At 53.5% G+C, this 23,186-nt stretch carries 30 protein-coding genes; 22 read left to right on the top strand and 8 right to left on the bottom strand.

Annotation, left to right across the window (positions count from 1 at the left end; genetic code table 11):
• Nucleotides 1-60 precede the first annotated feature (60 nt).
• The 19 genes from OQV00_RS15955 to OQV00_RS15870 all read left to right on the top strand — a co-directional run bounded on the left by OQV00_RS15955 (nt 61) and on the right by OQV00_RS15870 (nt 14,350).
• Nucleotides 61-900 (top strand): GPO family capsid scaffolding protein, encoded by an 840-nt coding sequence (locus OQV00_RS15955; protein WP_126509793.1) that lies wholly within the window; start codon nt 61-63, stop codon nt 898-900.
• A gap of 9 nt (nt 901-909) precedes the next feature.
• Entirely contained in the window at nt 910-1,944 is a 1,035-nt protein-coding gene (locus OQV00_RS15950; RefSeq protein ID WP_097358018.1) for a phage major capsid protein, P2 family, read from the top strand.
• Between the two features lie 46 nt (nt 1,945-1,990).
• On the top strand, nt 1,991-2,848 hold the full coding sequence (gene gpM, locus OQV00_RS15945) for a phage terminase small subunit (RefSeq protein WP_266278987.1): 858 nt from the start codon (nt 1,991-1,993) through the stop codon (nt 2,846-2,848).
• 112 nt (nt 2,849-2,960) lie between these two features.
• Nucleotides 2,961-3,476, top strand: a complete 516-nt coding sequence (locus tag OQV00_RS15940; RefSeq protein WP_266278985.1) for a head completion/stabilization protein — start codon at nt 2,961-2,963, stop codon at nt 3,474-3,476.
• Nucleotides 3,476-3,676, top strand: a complete 201-nt coding sequence (locus OQV00_RS15935; RefSeq protein WP_024359491.1) for a tail protein X — start codon at nt 3,476-3,478, stop codon at nt 3,674-3,676. Before OQV00_RS15940 ends, OQV00_RS15935 begins: the two co-directional genes overlap by 1 nt.
• Nucleotides 3,667-3,951 carry a hypothetical protein gene (locus OQV00_RS15930; protein ID WP_004213110.1) on the top strand — a complete coding sequence of 95 codons (285 nt, stop codon included), beginning with the start codon at nt 3,667-3,669 and terminating at the stop codon, nt 3,949-3,951. Before OQV00_RS15935 ends, OQV00_RS15930 begins: the two co-directional genes overlap by 10 nt.
• Nucleotides 3,948-4,493, top strand: a complete 546-nt coding sequence (locus OQV00_RS15925; protein WP_088402514.1) for a lysozyme — start codon at nt 3,948-3,950, stop codon at nt 4,491-4,493. Before OQV00_RS15930 ends, OQV00_RS15925 begins: the two co-directional genes overlap by 4 nt.
• Before the next feature lie 20 nt (nt 4,494-4,513).
• Nucleotides 4,514-4,834: a DUF2570 domain-containing protein gene (locus OQV00_RS15920; protein WP_233435420.1), complete on the top strand. Its 321-nt coding sequence runs from the start codon at nt 4,514-4,516 to the stop codon at nt 4,832-4,834.
• A complete protein-coding gene (lysC, locus tag OQV00_RS27265) occupies nt 4,743-5,015 on the top strand; it encodes an Rz1-like lysis system protein LysC (RefSeq protein ID WP_432280483.1) in 273 nt (90 codons plus the stop codon). The genes OQV00_RS15920 and lysC overlap by 92 nt, the downstream gene beginning before the upstream one ends.
• Nucleotides 5,016-5,483, top strand: a complete 468-nt coding sequence (locus OQV00_RS15915; RefSeq protein ID WP_187042843.1) for a phage tail protein — start codon at nt 5,016-5,018, stop codon at nt 5,481-5,483.
• A complete protein-coding gene (locus OQV00_RS15910) occupies nt 5,480-6,115 on the top strand; it encodes a phage virion morphogenesis protein (RefSeq protein WP_088402512.1) in 636 nt (211 codons plus the stop codon). Before OQV00_RS15915 ends, OQV00_RS15910 begins: the two co-directional genes overlap by 4 nt.
• Entirely contained in the window at nt 6,112-6,699 is a 588-nt protein-coding gene (locus tag OQV00_RS15905; RefSeq protein WP_266278978.1) for a phage baseplate assembly protein V, read from the top strand. Before OQV00_RS15910 ends, OQV00_RS15905 begins: the two co-directional genes overlap by 4 nt.
• Nucleotides 6,696-7,046 (top strand): GPW/gp25 family protein, encoded by a 351-nt coding sequence (locus OQV00_RS15900; RefSeq protein WP_134936708.1) that lies wholly within the window; start codon nt 6,696-6,698, stop codon nt 7,044-7,046. The genes OQV00_RS15905 and OQV00_RS15900 overlap by 4 nt, the downstream gene beginning before the upstream one ends.
• A gap of 1 nt (nt 7,047) precedes the next feature.
• Nucleotides 7,048-7,971, top strand: coding sequence for a baseplate assembly protein (locus OQV00_RS15895; RefSeq protein ID WP_266278975.1), 924 nt, complete (start codon nt 7,048-7,050; stop codon nt 7,969-7,971).
• Nucleotides 7,961-10,990: a phage tail protein I gene (locus OQV00_RS15890; RefSeq protein ID WP_266278973.1), complete on the top strand. Its 3,030-nt coding sequence runs from the start codon at nt 7,961-7,963 to the stop codon at nt 10,988-10,990. The genes OQV00_RS15895 and OQV00_RS15890 overlap by 11 nt, the downstream gene beginning before the upstream one ends.
• Nucleotides 10,987-11,199, top strand: a complete 213-nt coding sequence (locus OQV00_RS15885; protein ID WP_152305839.1) for a hypothetical protein — start codon at nt 10,987-10,989, stop codon at nt 11,197-11,199. The genes OQV00_RS15890 and OQV00_RS15885 overlap by 4 nt, the downstream gene beginning before the upstream one ends.
• On the top strand, nt 11,199-12,296 hold the full coding sequence (locus OQV00_RS15880; RefSeq protein WP_266278969.1) for a phage tail-collar fiber domain-containing protein: 1,098 nt from the start codon (nt 11,199-11,201) through the stop codon (nt 12,294-12,296). Before OQV00_RS15885 ends, OQV00_RS15880 begins: the two co-directional genes overlap by 1 nt.
• 204 nt (nt 12,297-12,500) lie before the next feature.
• Nucleotides 12,501-13,664: a pentapeptide repeat-containing protein gene (locus OQV00_RS15875; protein ID WP_266278967.1), complete on the top strand. Its 1,164-nt coding sequence runs from the start codon at nt 12,501-12,503 to the stop codon at nt 13,662-13,664.
• The gene (locus OQV00_RS15870; RefSeq protein WP_152305842.1) at nt 13,661-14,350 is read left to right on the top strand and encodes a nucleotidyltransferase domain-containing protein; all 690 of its coding nucleotides are present in this window, start codon (nt 13,661-13,663) and stop codon (nt 14,348-14,350) included. Before OQV00_RS15875 ends, OQV00_RS15870 begins: the two co-directional genes overlap by 4 nt.
• Before the next feature lie 181 nt (nt 14,351-14,531).
• Here the strand turns inward: OQV00_RS15870 and OQV00_RS15865 are convergent, their stop codons facing one another.
• From OQV00_RS15865 to OQV00_RS15840, 6 genes are read right to left on the bottom strand one after another with little or no spacing between them, the layout of a single operon-like run.
• Nucleotides 14,532-15,023: a phage tail protein gene (locus OQV00_RS15865; protein ID WP_152305843.1), complete on the bottom strand. Its 492-nt coding sequence runs from the start codon at nt 15,021-15,023 to the stop codon at nt 14,532-14,534.
• Nucleotides 15,024-15,038: 15 nt separating this feature from the next.
• The gene (locus OQV00_RS15860; protein WP_152305844.1) at nt 15,039-18,014 is read right to left on the bottom strand and encodes a phage tail tape measure protein; all 2,976 of its coding nucleotides are present in this window, start codon (nt 18,012-18,014) and stop codon (nt 15,039-15,041) included.
• Nucleotides 18,001-18,159, bottom strand: a complete 159-nt coding sequence (locus OQV00_RS15855) for a GpE family phage tail protein (RefSeq protein ID WP_058343229.1) — start codon at nt 18,157-18,159, stop codon at nt 18,001-18,003. The genes OQV00_RS15860 and OQV00_RS15855 overlap by 14 nt, the downstream gene beginning before the upstream one ends.
• Entirely contained in the window at nt 18,159-18,476 is a 318-nt protein-coding gene (locus OQV00_RS15850; RefSeq protein WP_152305845.1) for a phage tail assembly protein, read from the bottom strand. Before OQV00_RS15850 ends, OQV00_RS15855 begins: the two co-directional genes overlap by 1 nt.
• A gap of 45 nt (nt 18,477-18,521) precedes the next feature.
• The gene (locus OQV00_RS15845) at nt 18,522-19,037 is read right to left on the bottom strand and encodes a phage major tail tube protein (RefSeq protein WP_048024474.1); all 516 of its coding nucleotides are present in this window, start codon (nt 19,035-19,037) and stop codon (nt 18,522-18,524) included.
• Nucleotides 19,037-20,209: a phage tail sheath subtilisin-like domain-containing protein gene (locus OQV00_RS15840; protein ID WP_088402499.1), complete on the bottom strand. Its 1,173-nt coding sequence runs from the start codon at nt 20,207-20,209 to the stop codon at nt 19,037-19,039. The genes OQV00_RS15845 and OQV00_RS15840 overlap by 1 nt, the downstream gene beginning before the upstream one ends.
• A gap of 154 nt (nt 20,210-20,363) precedes the next feature.
• Between OQV00_RS15840 and OQV00_RS15835 the strand changes: the two genes are divergently transcribed.
• From OQV00_RS15835 to OQV00_RS15825, 3 genes are all read left to right on the top strand, one after another.
• Nucleotides 20,364-21,503: a phage late control D family protein gene (locus tag OQV00_RS15835; RefSeq protein ID WP_152305846.1), complete on the top strand. Its 1,140-nt coding sequence runs from the start codon at nt 20,364-20,366 to the stop codon at nt 21,501-21,503.
• 43 nt (nt 21,504-21,546) lie between these two features.
• Nucleotides 21,547-21,798: an ogr/Delta-like zinc finger family protein gene (locus OQV00_RS15830; protein WP_097358033.1), complete on the top strand. Its 252-nt coding sequence runs from the start codon at nt 21,547-21,549 to the stop codon at nt 21,796-21,798.
• Between the two features lie 273 nt (nt 21,799-22,071).
• Complete coding sequence (locus OQV00_RS15825) at nt 22,072-22,323, top strand: putative hemolysin (RefSeq protein WP_004860754.1); 252 nt, start codon at nt 22,072-22,074, stop codon at nt 22,321-22,323.
• Here the strand turns inward: OQV00_RS15825 and OQV00_RS15820 are convergent.
• Nucleotides 22,313-22,678 (bottom strand): DUF488 domain-containing protein, encoded by a 366-nt coding sequence (locus tag OQV00_RS15820; protein WP_004860757.1) that lies wholly within the window; start codon nt 22,676-22,678, stop codon nt 22,313-22,315. The two genes, OQV00_RS15825 and OQV00_RS15820, sit on opposite strands and share 11 nt — an antisense overlap.
• Nucleotides 22,665-23,174 (bottom strand): 2-thiouracil desulfurase family protein, encoded by a 510-nt coding sequence (locus OQV00_RS15815; RefSeq protein WP_004860761.1) that lies wholly within the window; start codon nt 23,172-23,174, stop codon nt 22,665-22,667. The genes OQV00_RS15820 and OQV00_RS15815 overlap by 14 nt, the downstream gene beginning before the upstream one ends.
• Nucleotides 23,175-23,186 lie beyond the last annotated feature (12 nt).

Here is a 23,186-nt window from a genome sequence, read left to right as displayed (position 1 = left end):
CGGGGCTTTTAAGCTCTGCGATGATGCTGCGACTGACATAAACCAACAGGATAAAACGACATGGCCAGCACCACTAAACCAGCCCGTAAAAAATTCCGTGTAGCGGTTTCTGGCGCGACCGTTGATGGGCGTGAGATACGCCCGGAACACCTTCGCGACGCTGCGGCTAATTACAATCCCGACGTTTACGGCGCCCGTGTGAATGTTGAGCACTACCTTTCCCCTTATCCGGGAAGTGACTTTGGCGCCATGGGGGATGTAGCTGCGCTGAGCGCCGAAGATATCACCGAAGGACCGCTCTCGGGCCGTACTGCGCTCTATGCCGAGATTGACGCATCTACCCGCATGAAGCAGCTCACTGATGACGGGAAAAAAGTTTATTCCAGTATTGAGCTGCACCCGCAATTTGCCCTTAACGGTAAGGCGTATGTGGTCGGCCTGGCGATGACAGACACGCCGGCGAGTCTGGGAACAGAGCGCCTCAAGTTTGCCGCACAGCAACGCGCGCAGGTGATGGCCTTCAACAACCAGCAGGTTGAGGCGCCACTGTTCTCTGATGCGCTTGAAGCTGAAGTGATCGAACTGGCAGCCCAGCGCAGTGAAGAGGGTACCAACTGGTTTAACCGCATGATGGGCATTCTCAATAAAGGCCAGAAAACGGACGATCAGCGATTCAGCCAGCTGCATCAGGTTGTTGAAGCAGTAGCGCAATCTCAGGCCGATCAGATTGACCGATTCAGTGCCCTGGAGCAGGAACGCCAGCAGGACAAAACCATCATTCAGCAACTGACCAGCGAACTTAACGAGCTGCGCGGTCAACTTCAGCTCCAGCCAGCAGAAAATTACAGCGCACGACCGGCGGCGACCGGTAACAGCAGCGCGCAGCTTGCAGACTTCTAAGAGGTAACCATGGAAAACCAGACCCGCGAACTATTTGATCATTACATTGCGCGACAGGCGCAGTTGAACGGCGTCTCACCTTCAGCCGTTGCTAACCGCTTTAGCGTCGATCCGACTATCCAGCAAAAACTGGAACAGGCCGCCATGGAGTCGGATGACTTCATGAAGCTGGTTAACCACTTCGGGGTTAAAGAGCAAGAAGGGCAGAAAGTAAAAATCGGCAGTAAAGGACCGATGGCCAGCACCAATAACAGCTCGGACGGCACCAACCGCCGAAATCCGGCACCGAACCATAACAAAGAGCCGCAGAACTACCACTGCCGCAAAACCAACTATGACTATGCGCTTTCGTATGCGGAGCTGGACGCGTGGGCCGGTCATCCTGAGTTTCAGTCACTGATCAGTAATGCCATGGCCCGTCAGTTGGGGCTGGATCGCCAGATGGTTGGCTTTAATGGCACGCATTACTCCGATAACTCCGATCGCACCACTTATCCGCTATTGCAGGATTGCGGTGTGGGCTGGCTGCAAAAGATTCGCGATGAAGCACCGCAGCGCATTATGCCTGGCATCACGCTGACCTCCCGCGATGAGAACAACGCGGTAATAGCATCAGGTACCTACGGCAATATTGATGCCGCCGTGCTCGATGCGCGACACAGCCTGATGGATCCCTGGTTCCGCCGCGCTCCCGGTCTGGTCACTGTGCTCTCGTCCGATCTGCTGTTGAAAGTGAACCTGCCGAAAGTGAATGCACTCAGTCAGACCAACCCTAATACGGAACTGTTGGCCGCGCAGCTGATTGTCAGCCAGGAAAAGATCGGCGGCCTGCCGACCGTCTTTGTGCCGGGCATTCCTGAAGACGTGGTGTTAATCACCAACCTGAAAAACCTCTCTGTGTACTACCAGAAAGGCTCCCTGCGTCGCTCGATCCGGGAAGAGCCGCACTACAACCGTATTGCGACTTACCAGTCCAGCAATGACGACTATGTCATTGAAGAGTACGGAATGATTGCCATGATCGACGGCGTGACATTCGCCTGATAACAACCCCTACCAGGCGGGCATCGCGCTCGCCAGGAGATAACGAATGCTTACACCGGCACAAAGACACTTCCAGCAGGTCATGGCAGAGAGGCGGGGCGGCAGCGATCAGCGTGATGCAGAGACGCGCACCGCGCATGAGCAGATCCTCTTTCGCCTGCATATGCATAAATCCTCGCTGAGCCAGATCCAGTCCCGACAGGCGAAGGCCGCCGTAAAAGCCAGCATCCTGCCGGAATTTGAGGGATGGATTGACGGAACTATCGAGGGCGACAGTGGGCGCACGGATCCGGTTATCACCACGCTGATGGTTTGGGCGGTGGACTGCTCCGATTATGCGCTGGCGCTGCGAATCGGGCGCTACGTGGTGAAGCATGGCCTGAGCATGCCGGAGGACAACTATCGCCGCCCGGCGCCCACGGTGCTGACCGAAGAAATCTGTAACCCCATTCTGAACATCGCCACCACGGATGCCGGGGCCGAGCTGGCAGGTTATATCGCCATGCTGGACGAGCTGGCCGAAATTGTGGCTGACAGTGATATGCCGGATGAAGTCCGCGCGAAGCTGTGCAAGGTACGGGCGTTTTGTCTGCGCAATACGGAAGACGCGGAAACGAAAGGCGAAGCGCTGAAACTCTTCCGGGAAGCCATGAGCCTGAATCCGGGCGCAGGCGTTAAGCGAGAAATTGCCTCTCTGGTCAGCGCACTGAAGAAGGCGCCGCAGACCAGCGTGACGGGCGATGATGCCGTCGATGAGACTTCATTCATCGACACTGCCACGGCAGAGACACTCGCAGCGGAAAAAACAACGCGAACAAGCAAGCAGGCGAAAGCGGCGGCGGGCACAAAAACCACTGCCCGCAAAACGGCGGCAAAAAAGACAACGAAAACCGCCACAAAGTAAACGCCTGAGCGTAATGAACTGGCCCCGCGCCACAGGCGGCGCGCCCGGCGATCTGCCCGTTATGCGGTCTTTTTACCGGACGCCCACCGCCTGATCTACCGGAGAAATGTCGATGAGCTTTATCGCACAGCGTCCCGTCAGACCCGCCGACAGTGATGTGACGGACGTGGATGATGGCGGTGCTCAGATCACCGTCAGTACTTTCTGGCCGACGGTGAAACTCCACGATCTGCGCCTGGCTGCCCGCATCGCCGGGGATATTACCACCTCCCGACTGATGCACATGGCGACTGAGGCCGCGCTGCATGTTGCGGATCAGCTGAAGGACTGGCGCAGGCAACGGGAGGCGGAAGGTGCTGAATCACTGGCCTCTGTCCTGCTCACCTCTGCCGGTGACCCCGTCGAGCTGATTAACGGTGAAAGCGCAAAAGTTTACCGCTTCCGGCGTGCGGTCTACTCCTTCACGCGTGCCAGCGTACTGGAGGGTTACAGGGATGTCGGCACCACGCCAAAAGGCGACAAGGATGCGGAGGCCATGGACAGGCAGATTGACGATCTCTGGCGTGACGGGCGCTGGAGTATCGCTGACATTCGGGAAGAAGCCCGTATTTATGCGGAGCTGTTCTGATGAAAGTCAGGGCGCTGCAAAACGACACGGTTGATCAGCTTTGCTGGCGCCATTACGGCAAAACCGCAGGCGTCACGGAGAAGGTACTCGAAGCCAATCCGGGACTGAGCAACCAGATATTTTTGAACGCCGGGCAGGAGATCGAAATGCCCGTGATAACCAGCGAGGTGGAACGGGCAACCGTCCAGTTATGGGAATGACCCTGGATCGCATAAACGAATATTTTGCGTTTGCAACATCCGCTCTGGTGACCGGCGTGGGCGTGATGACCGTCAGCGAAAAGCTGGCGCTGGCTGGCCTTCTTCTGGGGATTGTTTCCGCTGTCCGGCTGGCGATTCACCGTCGCCGCATTGAGCAGGCCAGCCAGCGCCGTAACGATTTGATCGAGCAGATACTCCGCCAGGCGGAAACCCGCAACCTGTCGGACCGCGAACGGCAACTGCTGGAGCAACTGCACGGAGACAAGCCGGCATGAAGAACATCATCAAAAAATGTTCGATTGCGGTGATTGTGGCCCTGGGCATTTCGCTGGCGCCCGGGAGTGTCAGGACATCTCAAGAAGGTCAGCAGAAAATTGCCGGTTGGGAAGACTGCCGCAGTACGCCTTATTACTGCACGGCGGGTGCTCTGACAATTGGTATCGGCTCCACGGGCGGCGTGGAAAACCGCGAATACAACAACCAGGAAATAGCGCGACGCTGGATCAACGATCTGCAACGGGCGGAGAACTGCATCAATAACAATTTCCACGGTGACGACATGCCGCAACTCACCTTTGAGGCCATGACGGATGCCGCCCTGAATCTGGGCTGCACCGGGCTGATGTGGTTCACCGATAAAAACGGACGCAAGCAGAGGACCACGATCTGGAAGCATGCCCAGGCCAGACAATGGCCGCAGATGTGCAACAGGCTGACTGATTTCGTCAATGTGGGCGGTAAGCGCTCCGCCGGCCTGGTTAACCGGCGCAATGATTTTAAAGCCTGGTGCCTGCTGGGCCTGAGTACGCCGTCATGAGGGCGGGCAGTGTGATTGTGATGCTTATTCTGCTGGCCGCAGTCTGGTGGCAGACCGACCAACTGATCGAGGCCCGCACCCTTAACAAGCTCCTGGCTGAAACGGCGACCGGTTACGACCAGGTCATTCAGGAAGTACAGGCGACCGCGATACAGACCCATAAGTTACTGGCAGAGGTAAAAGCACGTGAGCAACAGCGTAATGCAGAAGGGGAGCGACGACGCGAAGCAATGCAGGCCGCATTCAACGGTGACACGTGCGCTGTTACTCGTGTGCCTGACGCTGTCAGTCGCAGCCTGCAAAAACGCACCGCCCGCACCGGTCATTCAACTGATCCGTGAACCCGTCCCGGAGAGCCTGACCGAGGAGACACCATCACCGGCGCTGGATGAGCCCGTGACATGGGGCGCGGTGGCGATATTCAGTGACAGGTTGCTTGATGCGCTTGATTCCTGCAATGCCGACAAAGCAGCGATCCGCCAGTGGGACAGTCTGCGCCAGAACACCCGTAAGGAGCCATAAATGCTGAAGATAAACACACTGCGTGCCGCGATCGAAAAGGCAAATACCTGGTGCCGGGCGAACCCGGAAGCCTGGACGGTGTTCGTTGAAGAGGGCGGCATTGAAACCACCGGTGAAACGTCGTCTTTCATGTATCGCTATTCTCTGGTGCTGTTCGTCATGAACTACGCCGGGAGCATTGACGACTTCACGCTGCCGCTGATGGCCTGGCTCTGGTTTAATCAGCCCGATCTGCTGCTGAACCCCGATAAAAACCAGCAGATTAAATTCACCACGCTGATTAACAACGATGACACCGCCGATCTGATGTTTGAGCTGCCGGTGCGTCAGCGGGTACTGGTGCAGCTGGATGAAAACGGTGTGCCATATGCCGAGCATTTGCCGGAGCCGCGCCCGCGCGTGCTGACACCTCACGCAACTGGCTGGGGGCTGGTATTTGAAGGCATGCTTCAGGAGGCTGGAGCATGAGCGATCGCATGTTCAGCGAGCTGGATCGGGTTTTTCAGGACATTCTCGACGGCGTCAGCCCGGCGGGGCGTACCCGCACCGCGCGCAAAATTGGCCTGGCAGTGCGCCGCAGTCAGCAGCGCCGCATCGCGTCACAGAAAAACCCGAACGGCAGCGGCTACACGGCACGCCGGCGCAAGGTTTACCGCACCCAGGAGGGGATTAAGTTCGTCTGGAATAACGAAGTCCGGGTGCTGAAAAACTGGCGCGGTGGACGCGGTAAATACGGGCAGACAATCACGGGTTTTGACGAGAAGCGCCGGGGTATTCGTACATTTTACCGGGCGGATATCGAGCGCTATCTGGAAATCAAAACCCAGTCAACGACGCAGACGGAGACAAAAAAAGCGCCGATGTTTACCCGCCTGCGCACACTGCGTTTTATGGAAGTCAGACCGGACGCGGGCGGCGTCACCGTAGGATTTGATGGCATCGCCGCGCGCATTGCCCGCATTCACCAGTTCGGTCTCAAAGATGAAGTTGGCCCGGGTGCTTATGCGCAGTACCCGGCACGCGAACTGCTGGGCATGACACCGGCAGATCTGGTAGCTACGGAAAATGCCGCTATCAGCAGCCTGGGAGGTGAGTCATGAACTCAGAACTGATGCGCCTGCTTGAAAATATTCTGCGCCAGGGCGTGGTGGAGCAAATCAGCGCTGATGCAAAAGCGGTACGTGTTCGCTCCGGCAGGCTGCTGACGACCTGGATCCGCTGGAACGTCACGCGTGCAGGAGCATTCACCATCTGGTTGCCCCCCTCTGTCGGTGAGCAAGTTTGGATCGGTTGCCCTGGCGGCAACCCTGAAAACGCGTTTGTGATTGGTTCGGCATACAGCGCAGACAACCCGGCAACGGGTATCAGCTTGCTGGAAATCAGCATCACCGCACCGGATGGCGCGCGCCTGCACTACGACGCTGCCGACGATGCCGGAGCACTGGCCGTGACCGGCATTAAAACCGCGTTTATTCAGGCAGAAACCCGCGTCACGTTAGACACGCCGGAGGTGGAATGCACAAAACACCTCAAAACGCGCTCTTTCGAACTGACCCATGGAGGGACGATGGCCGGTGATGTGATCCACTCCGGCGGCGTGTTGCAGTCAAACGGGATCATCGTACATGAACATAAGCACGGTGGCGTGCAGTCTGGCGGGAGTACCACGGGAGGTCCGCAATGACAGCAAGTTATACCGGGATGAACCCGGAAGGCACCGGCGTGCTGACCGATCACGACCAGCTCTGGCAGTCTGTAGCGAAAATCCTCACCACGCCAACAGGCTCCCGTGTGATGCGCCGGGAGTTTGGCAGCGTGGTACCTGATTTACTTGATGCGCCGCAGAACGCCGTGACCCGTATGCAGCTGATGGGGGCCACCGCTATCGCGCTGGCGCAGTGGGAGACACGGATCAGCCTAACCACCGTCAATGTGGTGTTTTCGGAAACAGGCGCAGTGACCGCCGAACTGGCCGGCACAATCACTGAAACCATGACAGAAACCAGCAACACCATCAGGCTAAGGAGCTAGCGTGCAAACATCGGTCGATTTATCTCAGATCCCGCAGCCTGATATTGTCGAGGTGCCTGATTTTGAAACGATGCTGACTGATATCCGGGCGCTTATCGTGGCGGCCATGCCTGCGGAACTTCAGGCTTCTGTGTCTGCTGCGCTGCTGCTGGAATCTGAACCGATGGCGGCACTGGCTCAGGCATTCACCTATCGCGAGATCCTTCTGCTGCAACGTATCAATGAAGCCGTTCGTGCGGTGCTGCTTTCGAGCGCTCTGGGGGGGGATCTCGATCAGGTCGCGGGTAATTTTGACACGGAACGCCTGCTGATTACCGAAGCCACTGACGAGGCGGATGCCTTATACGAAAGTGACGAAGAGCTGCGCGCCCGCACGCTGCTCTCATGGGCGCGCCTGAGTACGGCGGGCGCCCGTAATGCCTATCACTATTTTGCGCGGGGAGCCGACGCGGATGTGCTCGACGTGCGCGCCTATGGCCCTGAAACACACAATCAGGAAGGGCGGGTTTTCCTCTACGTGCTGTCACGTACCGGAGATGGGACCGCCCCGCAGGTTCTGCTTGATAAAGTGCTGACAGCAGTAAACCCGGAGGATGTGCGCCCGATTACGGATTATGTGGCCGATTATGTCCGCTCCGCAGTGATTGTGAATTATCAGGTGGTCGCTGACATTTATGTCCCTTATGGCGTGGACACTGCCACGGTGTTGGAAAATGCCACCGCAGCACTGAACGAATACACCGCCTCCGTGCATCTCATCAATGCCACCGCTGCACGGTCCGGTATAGACGGGGCACTGCATCAGGACGGCGTTGTCACCGTCGATTTGCATTCACCGGCCGCCGACATCGTGGCGACGATGGGAGAAGCGCCTCATTGCACCGCCGTCAAAATCAATCTTGTGGTGATGGACCATGACCGCTAATTATCCCGCCAGCATTCTGCCACCCAACGCCACCGCCGTAGAGCGGGCCATCGACAGGGCCAGCGCCGCAGCGCTGGCGAGTCTGCCAGTACATCTGATCCGCTGGGTGAAAGATCCCGACAGCTGCCCGTTGGCGCTCCTGCCGTGGCTGGCGTGGGAATATCAGGTTGATACCTGGAATATTGACTGGTCAGAACAAAAGAAACGCGATGCGATCAAGCGCGCGCATTACATCCATCGCCATCGCGGCACGGTCGCCGCCGTCCGTCATGCCCTGGTGGACAGTCCTTTTGGGACGGATATTGTTGAATGGTTCAATCAGAACCCGAAAGGGGATCCGTATACCTTTCGCCTGAACGTGTATCAAAACGATCTTCCGGTGACGGAGTATGACCAGCAGGACCTGAAATTAGCGGTGTTGCGTGCCAGGAACCTGCGCAGCTGGTTTTCCGTGCATGTGTTTGGCCGGCTTCAGGGAACCTCATATGCGGCCGGGTACATGTACGCCACGGAGAAAATCACGCCTCGCTTTGTCCCGTTGCAGGTGATTTTATCCCGCTACGAGCTGAATCTGGCACCGGGTGACTCGGAAACGGTCACGGTAACCATCCTTCCTGAATACGCGGAAGATAAAACCTTTACGGTAACCACATCGGATAAAACAATTGCGACCGCCCGGATTGTCGATGGCGCCATTGTGGTCATGGCCGCGAAGCGGGGAAGCTGTTCGGTCACCGTCACCACCACTAACGGCGTTAGCGCGGCGATCAGTGTGAAAGTGGTCGCGGTGATGAAATTCGTCACCCGGATCGATAATGCAAACCGTCCGCTGTTCTTTGTTCACATGGACGAAGATTTCACTGTTGACTATGGTGACGGCATCGACAGCCGGGAGTATCGCCTCGATCCGGCGAGTGCCATTTATGGCTGGGTTGTTCCGACTCGTGAACTGGAGGAGGGCAGGGAATATACAATAACGGTCAAGAATACAGAAACCGCCAGCTTTCAGCGGGCTATCGGGAACGTCTCCGTGACGATGAACACCGTCCGTGAAATTATTTATGTCACCGGGAATCGGGATAATCTCACCTCCTTTGCTTCAGGCGCGACAGGGCTTGTCAGGGTACATGCCGGGGCGTTTGATGATCTTCCGAAAGTGCAGAGCTGCATGTCCATATTCAGGGATTGCACCTCTCTGGAAGAATTACCGTCGGGGCTGTTCTCACGCCTTACTACTGCCACAGATTTCACCTCTGCATTCTACGGCTGTATAGCCCTGGCCATCCTCCCTGATGGGCTGTTTAGCGGCCTGACTGCGGCGGCGCACTTTATCTCTGTTTTCGAGAAATGCACCGCTCTTACCAGTACCGGAAATAGTACATTCAGTGGCTGCGCATCTGCGGTCAGTTTTAACAGTGCATTTGATGGCTGCACGGCGCTGTTAAGTGTCGGGGCCGGGGTATTTAAAGGGTGTGTTTCAGCCACATCCTTTTCGTACTGCTTCAGGGGGTGCCGCAACCTTCTGGTGTTGCGTGGCGACATGTTCGCTGATGTTCTGGGAGGCATTTTCACAGGCGTATTCCAGAATAGTGCAGCGCTGACAGAATTACCTGCCGGCCTGTTTCATGCCTGCTCTGAGGCGAGTCATTTTGGCGGCGCCTTTAGCGGCTGCTCACAGCTCCTGTCTGTTCCCGCTGAATTGTTTGCTGGCCTGTCAAAAGTGACATATTTCGGGACGGTCTTCTCTGGTTGTAGTTCACTGAAAACTGTCGGCGCGGGCTTGTTTGCCGGGTGCAGCCTGGCGCAAACATTTGCCTCTGCATTTTACAGCTGCCGCTCCCTTGAGACTGTTGCAGTTGATATCTTCAGCGGTTGCGTCAGTGCGACAACATTCGCCAGCGTATTTTATGGTTGCAGCAGCCTGACGGCACTCCCGTCTTTTGCTGACTGCGCGAAAGTTACCACTTACTCATACGCTTTCGCCAACTGCGAATCACTTATCAAAGTAGAGGCCGGCGCTTTTGCCGATAAAGCGCTGGTGACGACATTCGTTTATGCATTTCTGAACTGTCATTCTCTGGTTTCTGTGGGGGAAGGGGCATTTCGTGGATGTAGGGCGTTAACCAGCCTCGGCTACACCTTCTCCGGCTGCCGCTCACTGGTTTCCCTCGCGGGAGATATGTTTGCTGGTTGCGGTAAAGTGACAGCCGTCGAGTTCCTGTTCAATAAGTGCTCTGCGCTGGTCGGGCTGCCAAAAGAACTGTTTAGCGACATGGTATCCCTGAAAGGCATGGGAGCCACATTCCAGGACTGTAGCGCACTGATCGCGCTGCCATCCGGCCTGCTTGCGGGTTGCGTCAATCTCACTTCGTTAACACTGACGTTCTCCGGCTGTACCGCGCTGGCGGTATTACCTGCGGATTTACTGGAGCATAACACCCTGCTGACCAGTGCTGGATCAACGTTCTACGACTGCACTTCACTGGCGGACATTCCGCCTACGCTGTTTGCATCTTGCCCACTTATCACCGCGTTTGGCGCGACGTTCCAGAACACTGGCGTGGCGGAAATACCGGAAAACCTGTTCAGCGGCAACCCGTTGGTGACAGCTTACGGCCAGACCTTCAGGGGATGTAAAAACCTGCGCTCAGTGCCTGCGGGGCTTTTTGACGCCAGCGTAAATGCCACGGCGTTCACGAATGTCTTTGCGGAATGTCGCTCGCTGGAAGTCGTTGGGGCGGGATTACTCAACACCACAGCGGTCACGACCGTGGGTTATCTGTTTGACGGCTGCGCGTCATTACGCAGTGACGTCAATGCGATTTTTAATCTTGCGAGCTACCCGAATATTGTCACCACCACGGCCATATTCAGGGGCTGCGCATTGCTGACCGGCAAAGGCCTGGTCTTTATGGCCAAGGTGCCAAATGTCACTGCGCATTATTACGCGTTTTATTCCTGCGCAGATCTCGACGATTACGACGATTTAGCCGGCAACTGGATAACGAATAAATTATGAAGACATTCAATCAATTAAAAAGCTTGATCGACTTTTGCCAGACCGATGCGTTTTTCCTGGAGCATCTGAACAGGCTCCTGGATGCTGGCGTAATTTCGATTGATGAAGGCGATATTGATGCCGCCAGTAGGGTCGTCAGCGATGATTTTTATGACCGCCTTGCCGGCGTGTACGGCATTCAACCAGCGATAAAAACTGAGGAGGCATAATGGCCACGGGACTGACACTAACGACAGCGGGCGCCGCTGAAATCGAGGCCGCGTATCAGGCTGGAGAAGTCGTGGATATTACCGCCGTGTTGATCGGTGATGGTGGCGGTGTGACTTTGCCGACCGAACCCGGTGACCTGGCGGCGGTAACGGCGCTTTTTGGTCAGTTTGGCCGCGAAACCTTTGACTCTGATTCAAGTTATGAGGGGTTTATCAGCGGTCAGATTGTTATCAATTGCCGGGATTACCCGGGTAAGACGCTCAGAGAGGCGGGGCTGGTCAGTGCTAAGGGTACGCTTATAGCGTACGGCGCTTATCCGGCGACATACCTCCCGGCGCAATCTGATTCCATCATCAAAGAGATCATTCTGACGCTGGTGCTGACGCTGACACACAGCTCAAATGTGCAGTTGGTTATCGATCCGACGCTTGCCACTTTAACCCAGGAGTCAGGCGATAAACGTTATTTGCGGCGCGAGCTGAACCTCTCGGATCTAACTGATGCTGAAGAGGCCAGGGAAAATCTGGAGCTGGGCAACTCAGCGATACGAGATGTTGGCACAGAGGTGGGAACAGTAGCTGCGGGGGATGACTCCCGCATCACCGGTGCACTTCAGAAAGAAAATAATCTTTCCGATCTGAGTGATAAATCAGAAGCACTGAAGGCACTGGGGCTCAACAGCGACGGAGCGGCCTACAGAGCAATTATTGACGCCATTTTTTACGTCGGAATTGTCATCTCTGGCGGACAAAGCCCGGCGAAGCATTTTCCCTGGCAGAAATGGGCTGACTTAAGCGAAACCTTTGCTGAGAGGGTAGTGCGTATTGGTTCGCAGTATGGTGTGACCGGCGGCAGTAACAAGGTAAAACTCGAAGCTGATAATCTGCCACCGCACTGGCATCGTTCTGGTGACAGATCCCCCGGGACAACGTGGGATCCGAACACTACCCACGGAACAGATAATCAGAAAAGTGGTCCACTTGCTCTCACTGAGGGAACCTACACTGATGCGACAGGCCTTGTGGAGTCCACAACCAAGCCGATAGATGTGGCTAACGAATATGTTTGCATGTGTATGTGGAGGCGCATGATGTAAAAAAGATAATTAACAACGTTCGTTCAGTCCTGAGTTGACAGCACTTTTGAATAGCGATTAGTTCTATAAAGAGTTCTTCAAGCCTTAACTTGTCTTCTTTTAAGTTGTTGAAATAAAATGATTTATTTAAGATATCTCAATAAAGGCTTGATTTTGAAAACTTAGCTAGTATAAATACCCATGAACTATTCTATTAATTATCCGATGAAAATGACCGACAACAAAAATAAAGTAGTTAGTGATAATCACAGAATAAAAAATTTCTGGGATGTTACTTATGATGAAAGTGTAGACATCAATAATTTTGCAGGTGCCCTTATCTACGAGATTGGTGCATTATCATTGAATCACAAGCAGTTTCAGTCGTATGTTATTGATTTTAGTCATGAAAAACAAGAGCCTGTAGAGGCGACGCTTGATAGCGTAAAACAAAAGGCGGAACGAATTTACATTGAAGATATCCAGTTTAATACTTGTGATTTCATAGGTGGGAATGAAGGTAAAAAAATTACCTTCAGGAATTGTGTGTTTGAGAAAGCATATTTTGGATATTCATGCTTAAGAGATGTAAATTTTGAAAATTGTAAGTTTTTAAATACCTCATTTGCTTTGACTAAATTTCACAGGTGCAGGTTTGATGAATTATGTAGTTTTTCTAACATTTCTATTTCTGGTAGCAAAACAGTATTCACCGAAAGCGTTATATCTGCGGGGAAATTTATTGATGCAATATATATTTATGCAACAAAAGATTATTGCAAAAAAAATCCAACCAAAAAGCTTGATCAAGAAAGATCTAAGATGTATGAATCGATGGTTAAGCTTGCAAGGAATATATTAGAGTCTGTTTCAAAAAATGGAGATGATGACTCTTATTATAATGCTGTTAAACAAGTTCATAAGTTGAAGATAAAAGAAAAACATCATAAAAAATTGTGGGAAATTAAAAAAAACACATCAAAAAGTTTTTTAAAAAAGTGTTTTTCTACGTTCTGTTATGCTGGTGTGAAATGCATAATGCCCATCGAGACGTTTATACTAAAAACTTTTGGTTTTCTGAATGGGTGGGGTGCGAGTGTCTTTAGGTGTGTGCTTTTTGGTTTTTCAATTTTATCCGCATTTTCAATCCTTTATTATTTTTTTGGGATGGAATCGGTTCATAGTGAGGATGCAATATTCCCACATGTCATTAAAAGTATAATTCAAAGTTTTGATATTACTTTCTTGGCAGGCTATACTAAATATGTAAGCGCCAAAGATGATTACATTTTTCAATTGATGTGTTTGGCTAATATGTTGCTTGGTTTAATTTGGTATGCAATTAGCATTCCTACAGTTATTAATAAAATAAGTATTAATCGTATATGATTGAATTAATTAAGAATGATAGTTTAAGTTGCTTGGTCCTTTTTGGGAGTCATGCAACCAATGAGGCTGATGAAGACTCTGATATTGATCTGCTGGGAATAAATGACTCAACCCTAAGGACAGTAAGAGAGAATGGGAAAGTAAACCTTTCTTTGTACTCCTTTAATGAATTGAAGAAGATGGCGAAATCAGGGAATATATTTATTCTTCACGTCATTCTAGAAGGCATTTGTGTCTTTAATCCTAAGGTTTTCGATGAGTTAAAACGAGAGTTTAAGTATAAAGATAATTATAATATTGATATCGCCACGGCTTTTTATTTGGCTAAGATCATTCTCAATGAACGGGATAATATATCTAATTGGCCGATCGCTAACAAAAGAATATCATGGTGTGTAAGGACAATTTTGATATCAATTTCAGTTGAAAAAAGAATGCCGATCTTTTCAAAAAGAAAACTTGCGATGTCATGTACTAGTACGGGACTTTCATTTGAAGAGTCTTTTTGCTTGGTTGATGCAAAATCAAATAAAGAAAAAAATGAAAAATTATTACTCTCATTAAGTGTTTTTTTGGAATATTATAAAGATTATAATGAGGAAATTAAAATGAATGCCTTTTCAAGCGGTATAGTAGTGGCAACTCTAGATAGTATTCTTGGTTCTTCAAGTTTTTATGACCGATAGCTGAAGGGATTAACATGCAGGCTTCCATTTTCGTTATCAAATGTTGACTCTAAATGATTGGTTACTATATATCTGAACAGGTATGGCCTTAGGTTGTAAATTGTCAAAATAATTCTATTGAAATACTTCTCTAATCTTGTTTGCCGGTATAGAACACCGGCAAACCTAATAACACAGTTCTTCAGGATAGAGGATCACTGACTATCTCATGAGCTGTGTTCAGCATTGTATCAGTCCCATCTTTCAATGTTGCCATCATCTTACTCACAGAGACACTTTGCAGTCCTTCCCTGATATCTTCATCAACCCGCTGCAATGAGAGTGTGAACTCTATCTTTTTAGCTTTGCCATAACGATCAAATTCCTGATGCGTTTCCTGCAATCCCGTGATGACATACATTCCATAAATAGAGCCAACGCCATCGATCAGCGGCCAGGCAAGCCCGGTGTATGCCATCGTGGAGACTGCTCCTAACGACAGATTACCGCCGGTAATTTCAGGGTACAGTTGCCCACCCAACGTCAGCTGGTTCTCGCCTGCACCAACGTATTGCCATTTTGCGCTACGGCCCACACGATCATTCTTGACGTGCCGCCAGTTACGGGACAGCTGCAATTGCTGATAGGGCAGTGTCCTGAGTTCAAATACAAAAAGTCCGAATACCATCATCATATTTATTACTCCTAATTAATCGTTATCCCGGAACGAACCTCGTGCAGCACGTTGCTTTTTATCAATTTCCGCGCGGACAGCCTCGCCAACAAGTCGTGCTAGTTCGCGCGGATTGCTGCTCTGAATGTCATGCAGATGAACATGAATATCACCGGAAAAACTATAACCTGAAGCCGCAGCCGCCGTGTGGGTGCTTTGATTTCGGCGTACCGGTTGCCATGCCTGCGTATGTTTTATCAATGGTTCGCCAGCGGCAATAACCGGGCGAGCGCTGACAGACTGGCGGACAAGCTTCGACTGCTGCCATTCACCACGCACAGCAAAGGCTGGAGGGAGATTTTTAAATACAATGTCACCCGGCCCGATACGTTTGCGCTTTTCCTCATCTAAAAGGCCTTTGGTGTTATCCGCGATTTGGCCCAGCCGCCGCTCTGTTCCAGAGTTGCCCCCGAGCACATTGGGCGGCGGGGCGCTGCCTTTGCTTGCAGGCTTTTCAGATGACCATTGCCACTCCCTTTTAACCATGCGCCCGGATTTTTCATCCCATTCCCACATGACCGGAATAGCCCTGAGCCTTGCCGCTTCCAACCTGGCTCTTTCAATGCCATCGGGGATGAGATCGAGTTTTTCCAGCAGCCAACCAACGCCTTCCATTAATTTCTGAAGTGGCCAAAGCAGTACGCTAAGGGCAGCACCCAGAACCTCTCCAAAGGTCTGCCCGGCGCTGGCGCATTTGTTCAGCGCCTCGCGACTTTCTTCAACAGGGGTCAGTAATTTCCTGAACCAGTCCCAGATTTTTTTGACACCGTCTCCAATGACACCGAATACGGGAGACAGCCTGGAAAATGCAGCTCGTACGGGCGCCAGTCCTTGGATCACGCCGGTAAAAAAACCATTAAAGAAGGCTTTAATCGGTCCCCAGTATTTCCAGATCAGTACCCCAGCCGCCACAAACGCAGCACCCAGTAAACCGATTGGGCTCAACAGCAATGACAATCCACCGCCCAGAGTCGTAATTCCACCTTTCACAATACCGAGCAGAGCAGGGATCCCGGTTAGCCGCAGCACCAGCCCGCCAACGCCTTTTGACAGGGCGTTTATCACCGTCCCCGGAGATGTAAAGGCACCAAGTAACGCGCCGCGCAGTGGTACCATCAATCTGGTTAATACGCTGGCGCGTCCAGCCAGACCGCCGAGTAAAGCACCCCATCCGCTAATGTTTGCCAGAGAGCTGCCGCCCACCGTGGTCAGCAATCGGAACGCCGAAACGACCCCGCCAATGCCACTTCCACCCGACAGCAGCGCAAACCCCAGCCTGAGCTTTGCAAGCGGCCCTATAAGAAGACCAGCAGCTAATGACATACCGCCAATTACTGCGGTCAGTGCCAGAGCGGTACCACCGGCAAGTAACAACGTTCGTGAAAGTCGGGGGTTTTCTTCTACCCAGCTTTGAATGCTGCTAATAACCCGGCTAAGCCCCTGTGTCAGTCTGCGCAATGGGCCGTCCACTGTCTCAGCCACAGAAATGCGAAACGCCTCCCAGGCGCTGTCCAGCTCCTTTAAATCGCCGCCAAGGTTGTCTTTCTTCTTGTTAGCGACGGCGAGCGCCTCCTGGTTTTTATGGGCTTCAGCGATTTGTTCATAGAGTGACTGAAGGTAGCCATCACCTGCGCCTTTGACCAGAGACTGAAGGCCGGTAAAACCTTCCTCACCGGCGATGTCTTTGAAAAAGGAAACCTGGTCCACATCACCGAAACGGGAGACACGCTTTTGTAGATCGAGAAGAATATCGAACGGGCGACGCATCTTCCCGCTTGCGTCGGCGGTTTCTACACCCAGCTCTTTAAGCGCTCTCTTTGCTGCCGTAGTAGGGGAGGCCAGTCGGGAGAGTGAGCGACGCATTGCCGTCCCGGCCTCGCTGCCACGGATACCCACCCGCGCCAGTGTGCCGGTCATCGCCGCGGCTTCTTCCAGGCTAATCCCAAGTCCTGCCGCTACCGGCCCGACAACTTTCATTGTTTCGCCGAGGCTGCTAAGCGTGGTGTTGGTACGGGTAAATGTGCCTGTCAGCACATCGCTGACGCGGTCCATTTCCCCGGCGTCGAGGGCGAACTGTGAAAGAATATTTGAGCCGATGTCTGCCGTTTCACCCAATTCCATGCTGCCCGCCAGTGCCATATTGAGCACACCTGGCAGGGCGGCACGGATAGCATCAGGCGTGAAGCCCGCCATTGCCAGAAAGGCCTGGCCGCTGGCGGCGTCGCGCGTGGTGAAGGCGGTTTCAGCGCCGAGTTTTTTTGCCTGAGTACGCAGGGAGGACAGCTGTGAATCACTTTTATCGAGCCGCGTCAGCGCCTGAACGTTTGACATTTCCTCATCAAAACCAACCGCAGGCGACAGGAAGCGTCCGGCGCCGTACCCGGCAGCGGTTGCTGTACCTAATGCTATAGCACCGCCAGAGCGCAACTTTCCGGCCATCTGCTGTGCGCCCTCATAACGTTTTCGGGCCTGAGTCACCGCAGCCAGCTGGCGCTTTTCCCGTTCAAGCGACTGACTGAGCTGATCGGTACGGCGTATCGCGTTACCGATAGTGGCACTGCTGCCGGAGAGCATCACGCCATGCTGACGTAACGCCGATGCGCTTTCTCGAAGGCGAGCAACTTCCGTCACGCGTTTTGCAGTCAGTCGGTCGAGGCGTTCACCCAGCCGGGTCATCAGTACCTGCTGTTTTTCTGTCAGCGTCCCGTTTTTACGTTGTGCTTCTGACAAGCCATCAAACCGGTTACGGACTCGTGAGATTGAACGATCGGTTTTGCCGACGGCAGCGGTCATTCGCTGAAAAGTGGCACTGCTCTTATCGAGTCCTTTCAGGGTGGATTGTGTTTTTCTGAGGGAGTCGGAAAGGCCGCCCGCGCTCTGGCGGGCTGCATTAACGGGGCGGGTAAACCTGTCGATCGCGCTGAACGCGACGCGGATATCAAGACTCTTCATCACTGGCACCACTTCGAAGCGCCGCCCGCTTGCGCCAGGCTATCACCTCGCCAAGATCCATGCCGAAAATTTCAGAGGGCGGCCAGTTAAAAATAACGGCAATATCAGCAACCAAATCGTCAATCTGGTCAAACGCAACGGTAATTACTCGCTCTCCGTCTCCGCCCCGTTCGACGCTCCAGGCTCCGGCGGATTCAAGAAAGGGACCAGCAGCTCTGCCAGCCCGATAAAGTCCAGAGTGTGCATCTCGTTGATTTCTTTTTGTGTCAGCGCAGGCGCGGTGACTCGCGTCAACAATGTTGCGATGGAGTCTGCATCCATGTTGGCAACCCGGATAAGATTCAGGCCGCGCAACGATCCGGCCTGACTGATGGCGCTGGTGATTTCCACCTGACCGATCTCACTGTCTTTACGAACTACTGGCTGCATAAGCGTGAACAGGTTTTTAGTTTTTTTAACCATGTTAAAAATCTCCGGGCGGCATCTTTGCCACCCTCTGAAAGGTGATTAATTGCCCATGCCAAGGGCGGAAGTGATGCGGTCCGGGAACATGTTCTGACCGTTCTTTTTGTAGATGAAGTTCAGCAGGTCGATTTCGATAATGGGCTGATCATCAATGGAGAATTTGTAGTAGGTGGATTTAAAGGTGTAGCTTTCCTCCGTATCTTCCCCCTGTTTTGAATCTCCGCCGTCGAGTTCAGTAAATCGCCCGCGCAGCTCCACCTCGACAAGCTGGCTTTCTCCATCAGTGAAATATTCACCCGCAAAGCGCAGTCGCGTGCCGTCAATTTCTGCCCCGTATTCGAGAAACAGAGCCTTAATGACGCCGCCAAAAACAACGGTGGAATCCAGTGCTCCAGCATCAAGGCCGAGATCAACCCCGACCGCACCCAGCATGCCACCGCCCTGATAGTCCTCTACCTTTCGTGACAGTTTGGGCCGGGTGAAGGAGGTCACCTTTCCCAGATAGTTATCGCCGTTAACGAAGCAGCTAAAAAGCCGCAGTTTGTGAGGAACAGCCATTATTCACCCCCGAGCGACGCGAACGCCGGTTCGTAAAAATCATCGGTAAAGGTCTGGTAGAGCGTCAGATCTTCCAGCGGCGGGACCGGGCTGTAGCTATAGCGCACAATCAGCTTTCCCTGGCGCAAATCCGTGGTGCCATTGTCCAGCGTGTCATACCAGCAGTCAGCGCCGATAAGCTGGCCGGCAGTGACTTTTTTACTGAGAGCAGAGCGGATGCCGCTTACCACATCTTTCACGTTGGCCGGAGTGAGTGGGCTGTCAACAGAGGTAAATTGCGCCTCTGCAATGCTGTCCGCCAGGATCTGCGCGGTACGGGTAAACACCTCAAAAGTGTAGGTTTCGGTGTCCGTGGTGCGGTTACCCCAGAAACGGAAACCGTCGCGCTTGATAAGCGTTGTGATTTCGTTGTTGTTAAGCTCGTTCGCGTCGCTGTCTTCTGCCTGTAGCGCCCAGAAAACATCTTTCGAAATACCCAGAACATTATTCACCACAACGTTAGACAGCGATTTGTGCCAGCCCTGGCTGTTATCGATGGCGGCACGTAGTCCGCATGCATAAGCCGGAGCAGGGAACGTTTCGTTATCATCCGTCAGGGGGTTGTAAGCAATGAAGTCCGGCCAGATCAGCATCAGCTCGCGGTAAGCGAAGGTTTTGCGATAAGCGATAGCCTCCGCCATGGTCGCGCATCCGTTGCAACCGGCATAAACAAAAGCCCGCAGGTTCTGGGCAATTACGCAAAGCTGTGACGTCACTTCCTCGGTGTCGTAGTCCGGCACCGCCAGAATGCGCGGACGATAGCCGGTTTTGGCTTCCGCTGTCAGCAGGGCATACATTCCCGTGTAGTTGTCGCCATCTGTCCCGCCAATAATGGCCTGAGACTGGCTGGCTCCGTTACCGGAAGCTTCTTCCACCCGGACAATCACAACACGCGGGCTGCACTGGTCGGAAATGGCTTTGAGGGTTTTATATAGCGACCCGGTTTTACCCGCTTTGCCGAGCACATTACGCACCCGAGTCAGCAGAACCGGCGTATTGAGCGGGAAGGTTTCCGGATCGGCGTCATCAGCAACCGCGACAATACCGATCACGCTGGAATCAATGTCATTGATTGCCTGCTGTAGGTCGGTATTTTCGCGAGAGCGGACGCCGTGAAAACGAGTTTCAGACATAAGTTCACCATCATGTTGCGCTTTGAGTTCAGGGCAATATTCATCGTTAAGTCTGCCGGCGTCGCCTGGTTGCCGGTCTGCCCGTTCGCTGACAACAAAAAGGGATTCAGCCCCGCGCGCAGGCGTGGAATCATCAGCAAAAAACGGGGGAGTTATGTCGATAGCAGACACACTGACAACAGCAGCCGAAGCGTACTTAGAAAAATTAAGTGACGTCGTTAAGAAGCCGGATTTTAGTATTACCCTGGGTGGGGTTGTGCTCACCGAACTGGCTGACCGCATCACTTCGCTATCCGTTACAGATAACAACGGTTTTGATGCTGACCAGTTAACCCTTTCAGTGGATGACTCCGACGGCGTAACGGATTTACCCCCACGTGGTGCGGAGCTGGCGGTGTCAATCGGCTGGCTGGGAGAGGCGCTGATCTACAAAGGTCTCTACACCGTTGATGAGGTGGGACATAGCGGGCCGCCGGATGTTATTGACATCACCGCGCACAGCGCTGATTTTCGCGAAGAGATGAACGTCAGACGGGAGGTGTCCTGGCATGACGTGACGGTAGAGCGGGTGGTGTCGGCCATTGCCCGGCGTTATGACCTGACGCCAATGATTAGCGAGGCCCTGATCGACATTGAGATCGACCATGCGGATCAGACCGAAGAGAGCGACATGTCGTTTTTAACGCGCATGGCGGAGATGCTGGGGGCCATCGCCACCGTGAAAAATGGCTGTCTGCTGTTTATCCTGCCTGGGGGCGGCGTCAGTGCATCCGGTAGGGCGCTGCCATCGGCTGAAATTACCCGTGCCAGCGGAGATCGCCACAGGTTCCGCATTGCCGATCGCGATGCTTACACTGGCGTGCGGGCGTACTGGCTGGATCTTAATTTCGGCAAGAAAAAACCGGTCAAGATCACTAAGCGCAAAACAAATACTGCCCGAAAAAAAACGGAGGAGAAAAGCAGCCGCCCCGAGGGGGATTACATGGAAGGCGCTGAAGGCAATGTGTACGTTTTGCGTAAAACCTATCAGAACGAAACGGCGGCCAGGCGCGCCGCTGCGGCGAAATGGATACAACTTCAGAAAGGGGCCGCACGGTTCTCTATAACCCTGGCGCGCGGCCGCGCCGATTTATATCCGGGTATGCATCTGAACGTGTCGGGCTTTAAGTCAGAAATTGATTCTCAGGACTGGATTATTGCCAGAGCGGAACATGTGATCGGTGATACCGGATTTACCACGCAAATGGAGCTTGAGGCGAAAATAAGCGACTGGATTGCAGAAACTGAACAGTAGCGGCCATAATAGGCGTGAGTTCAACTCCCTATGGGAGATCATCATGTTTGTTTGTCCCTACTGCGGCGCAAATGCCCGCACCCGCACCAGCCGCCGGTTAAGCGAGTTCACCATCCGGCAATATCATCAGTGCCAGAATCTTGAATGCAGCGAGTCATTCACGACGCTGAACACCGTAGAGCGCAGGGTAACAAAGCGCTCAACCAGCACAGACCCTTTGCCGCCAGGCTTTATCCCCAGCGACGCTTTCCCGGCTTCTCATTACGGGAACAATCAACTTAGTCTTGCGGTATAAAAATAGCCCCCTGGGAAGGGGGCTATTCTTGTAAATGTGGTCAATGTGGTCGATATGTGGACATTTTCTGAAACAAATCCTTTTATTTCATTTTGTTAACGCCCAAAAAAAAGCCCCGTCGGGGGCGACGGGGAAAACTCATTGATTATGGAATGATCTGTTCTCTGGTCAGTTCGAGAACAAGCGCTACTCTACGCGGCAAAAGTGTAGTTAAAATGGAGAAACCATGAAGAATCAGGGCAAATACGTGCTCTGTGCAAAGAAGGAGCAGAAATGAAGTGGATGATAATGCTGCTGCCGCTGGCCCTGGCCGGCTGCGCGAAGCAGCCGCAGCCGCAGGATGCGCCGCCGCCGCCGAAGTCTATCGGCATGGCGAACCCGGCCTCGGTTTACTGCGGTCAGAAGGGCGGTAAGTTGATACCGGTTCAGACGCCGCAGGGCGTGCGCAGCGACTGTAAGCTGCCCGGCGGGGAAACCCTCGATGAATGGGAGCTGTGGCGCCGGGATCACCCCGCTAAGGCGTAGCCTCGCCGGCAGACAGGTTTTCCAGCCACTCAGCCAGCACCAGCGCATGGTTTTGCCGGGTATCTTTGGCGGCATACAGCAAGGTTAATGGCTGTTGGCGAGCCAGCCCGGCGAGACGCAATCCTTCGTCGCGCCGGGCGTCGAGTTCTTCGCGATACTGTTGACTGAAGCTGGCAAAATCGATCGCCTCGCCGTGGAACGCTTTACGTAGCGCCGAAGAGGGCGAGAGCGATTTGCACCATTCATCGTAGCGCAAAGCCTCTTTTTTCATACCGCGCGGCCAGAGTCGGTCAACCAGAACGCGGTAACCGTCGCCGGGCTCTGCCGGATCATAAACGCGTTTACAGTGAATCATCGCTATTTTCTCTCTGTTGCATCCAGGCGAGGAGTTGGGGTAGCTGTCGGTCGGAAAAAACGGCGATGCCGTGTTCACGCAGCAGCGCCGCCGCCACGCCTGACCCCGGCTTTCGCTGCCCGCTGAACGTCCCGTCGTAGATAAACTGGCTGCCGCAGGTCGGGCTGCCGTCGGTTAACAACGCGGCCTTACAGCCGGCTTCCTGTGCGGTGCGCAGGGCCAGCCATGCGGCCAGCTGATAGTGCGGAGTGACGTCCTGACCGTCGCTCTCAACGATACGCGCGCGGTCCTGCATGACATCCGTGCCCTGGGCGTGAAGGATTTCGGCCGGGAGTCGGGGGACCGGCAGCCCGGCGGCGAGCTCCGGGCAATGAATCACCAGCCGACCGTCGCGCTGCCAACGTGCCAGCGCGTCGGCAAGCTGCGCTTTTTGGCTGCCATTATAGCGAACCTGAAACCCCATCAGGCAGGCGCTGACTAAAATTTTGCTTTTCATAGGCGGTCCATC

This window comes from Klebsiella sp. DY2415 (assembly GCF_026314315.1).
Taxonomy (GTDB): Bacteria; Pseudomonadota; Gammaproteobacteria; order Enterobacterales; family Enterobacteriaceae; genus Klebsiella; species Klebsiella ornithinolytica.
This window is presented reverse-complemented; position numbering and strand designations above follow the sequence as displayed.

Excerpts from the sequence above, each read along its gene's own strand:
- OQV00_RS15910 (WP_088402512.1), top strand. The coding sequence starts at position 5,480 with ATGAGCGATCGCATGTTCAGCGAGCTGGATCGGGTTTTTCAGGACATT.
- OQV00_RS15840 (WP_088402499.1), bottom strand. The coding sequence starts at position 20,209 with ATGTCTGAAACTCGTTTTCACGGCGTCCGCTCTCGCGAAAATACCGAC.
- OQV00_RS15920 (WP_233435420.1), top strand. The coding sequence starts at position 4,514 with ATGCTTATTCTGCTGGCCGCAGTCTGGTGGCAGACCGACCAACTGATC.
- OQV00_RS15885 (WP_152305839.1), top strand. The coding sequence starts at position 10,987 with ATGAAGACATTCAATCAATTAAAAAGCTTGATCGACTTTTGCCAGACC.
- OQV00_RS15930 (WP_004213110.1), top strand. The coding sequence starts at position 3,667 with ATGGGAATGACCCTGGATCGCATAAACGAATATTTTGCGTTTGCAACA.
- OQV00_RS15870 (WP_152305842.1), top strand. The coding sequence starts at position 13,661 with ATGATTGAATTAATTAAGAATGATAGTTTAAGTTGCTTGGTCCTTTTT.
- OQV00_RS15900 (WP_134936708.1), top strand. The coding sequence starts at position 6,696 with ATGACAGCAAGTTATACCGGGATGAACCCGGAAGGCACCGGCGTGCTG.
- OQV00_RS15940 (WP_266278985.1), top strand. The coding sequence starts at position 2,961 with ATGAGCTTTATCGCACAGCGTCCCGTCAGACCCGCCGACAGTGATGTG.
- OQV00_RS15950 (WP_097358018.1), top strand. The coding sequence starts at position 910 with ATGGAAAACCAGACCCGCGAACTATTTGATCATTACATTGCGCGACAG.
- OQV00_RS15905 (WP_266278978.1), top strand. The coding sequence starts at position 6,112 with ATGAACTCAGAACTGATGCGCCTGCTTGAAAATATTCTGCGCCAGGGC.
- OQV00_RS15890 (WP_266278973.1), top strand. The coding sequence starts at position 7,961 with ATGACCGCTAATTATCCCGCCAGCATTCTGCCACCCAACGCCACCGCC.
- OQV00_RS15865 (WP_152305843.1), bottom strand. The coding sequence starts at position 15,023 with ATGATGATGGTATTCGGACTTTTTGTATTTGAACTCAGGACACTGCCC.
- OQV00_RS15845 (WP_048024474.1), bottom strand. The coding sequence starts at position 19,037 with ATGGCTGTTCCTCACAAACTGCGGCTTTTTAGCTGCTTCGTTAACGGC.
- OQV00_RS15815 (WP_004860761.1), bottom strand. The coding sequence starts at position 23,174 with ATGAAAAGCAAAATTTTAGTCAGCGCCTGCCTGATGGGGTTTCAGGTT.
- OQV00_RS15935 (WP_024359491.1), top strand. The coding sequence starts at position 3,476 with ATGAAAGTCAGGGCGCTGCAAAACGACACGGTTGATCAGCTTTGCTGG.
- OQV00_RS15850 (WP_152305845.1), bottom strand. The coding sequence starts at position 18,476 with ATGGTTAAAAAAACTAAAAACCTGTTCACGCTTATGCAGCCAGTAGTT.
- OQV00_RS15880 (WP_266278969.1), top strand. The coding sequence starts at position 11,199 with ATGGCCACGGGACTGACACTAACGACAGCGGGCGCCGCTGAAATCGAG.
- OQV00_RS15825 (WP_004860754.1), top strand. The coding sequence starts at position 22,072 with ATGAAGTGGATGATAATGCTGCTGCCGCTGGCCCTGGCCGGCTGCGCG.
- OQV00_RS15820 (WP_004860757.1), bottom strand. The coding sequence starts at position 22,678 with ATGATTCACTGTAAACGCGTTTATGATCCGGCAGAGCCCGGCGACGGT.
- OQV00_RS15875 (WP_266278967.1), top strand. The coding sequence starts at position 12,501 with ATGAAAATGACCGACAACAAAAATAAAGTAGTTAGTGATAATCACAGA.
- OQV00_RS15955 (WP_126509793.1), top strand. The coding sequence starts at position 61 with ATGGCCAGCACCACTAAACCAGCCCGTAAAAAATTCCGTGTAGCGGTT.
- OQV00_RS15860 (WP_152305844.1), bottom strand. The coding sequence starts at position 18,014 with ATGAAGAGTCTTGATATCCGCGTCGCGTTCAGCGCGATCGACAGGTTT.
- OQV00_RS15915 (WP_187042843.1), top strand. The coding sequence starts at position 5,016 with ATGCTGAAGATAAACACACTGCGTGCCGCGATCGAAAAGGCAAATACC.
- OQV00_RS15925 (WP_088402514.1), top strand. The coding sequence starts at position 3,948 with ATGAAGAACATCATCAAAAAATGTTCGATTGCGGTGATTGTGGCCCTG.
- gpM (WP_266278987.1), top strand. The coding sequence starts at position 1,991 with ATGCTTACACCGGCACAAAGACACTTCCAGCAGGTCATGGCAGAGAGG.
- OQV00_RS15830 (WP_097358033.1), top strand. The coding sequence starts at position 21,547 with ATGTTTGTTTGTCCCTACTGCGGCGCAAATGCCCGCACCCGCACCAGC.
- OQV00_RS15835 (WP_152305846.1), top strand. The coding sequence starts at position 20,364 with ATGTCGATAGCAGACACACTGACAACAGCAGCCGAAGCGTACTTAGAA.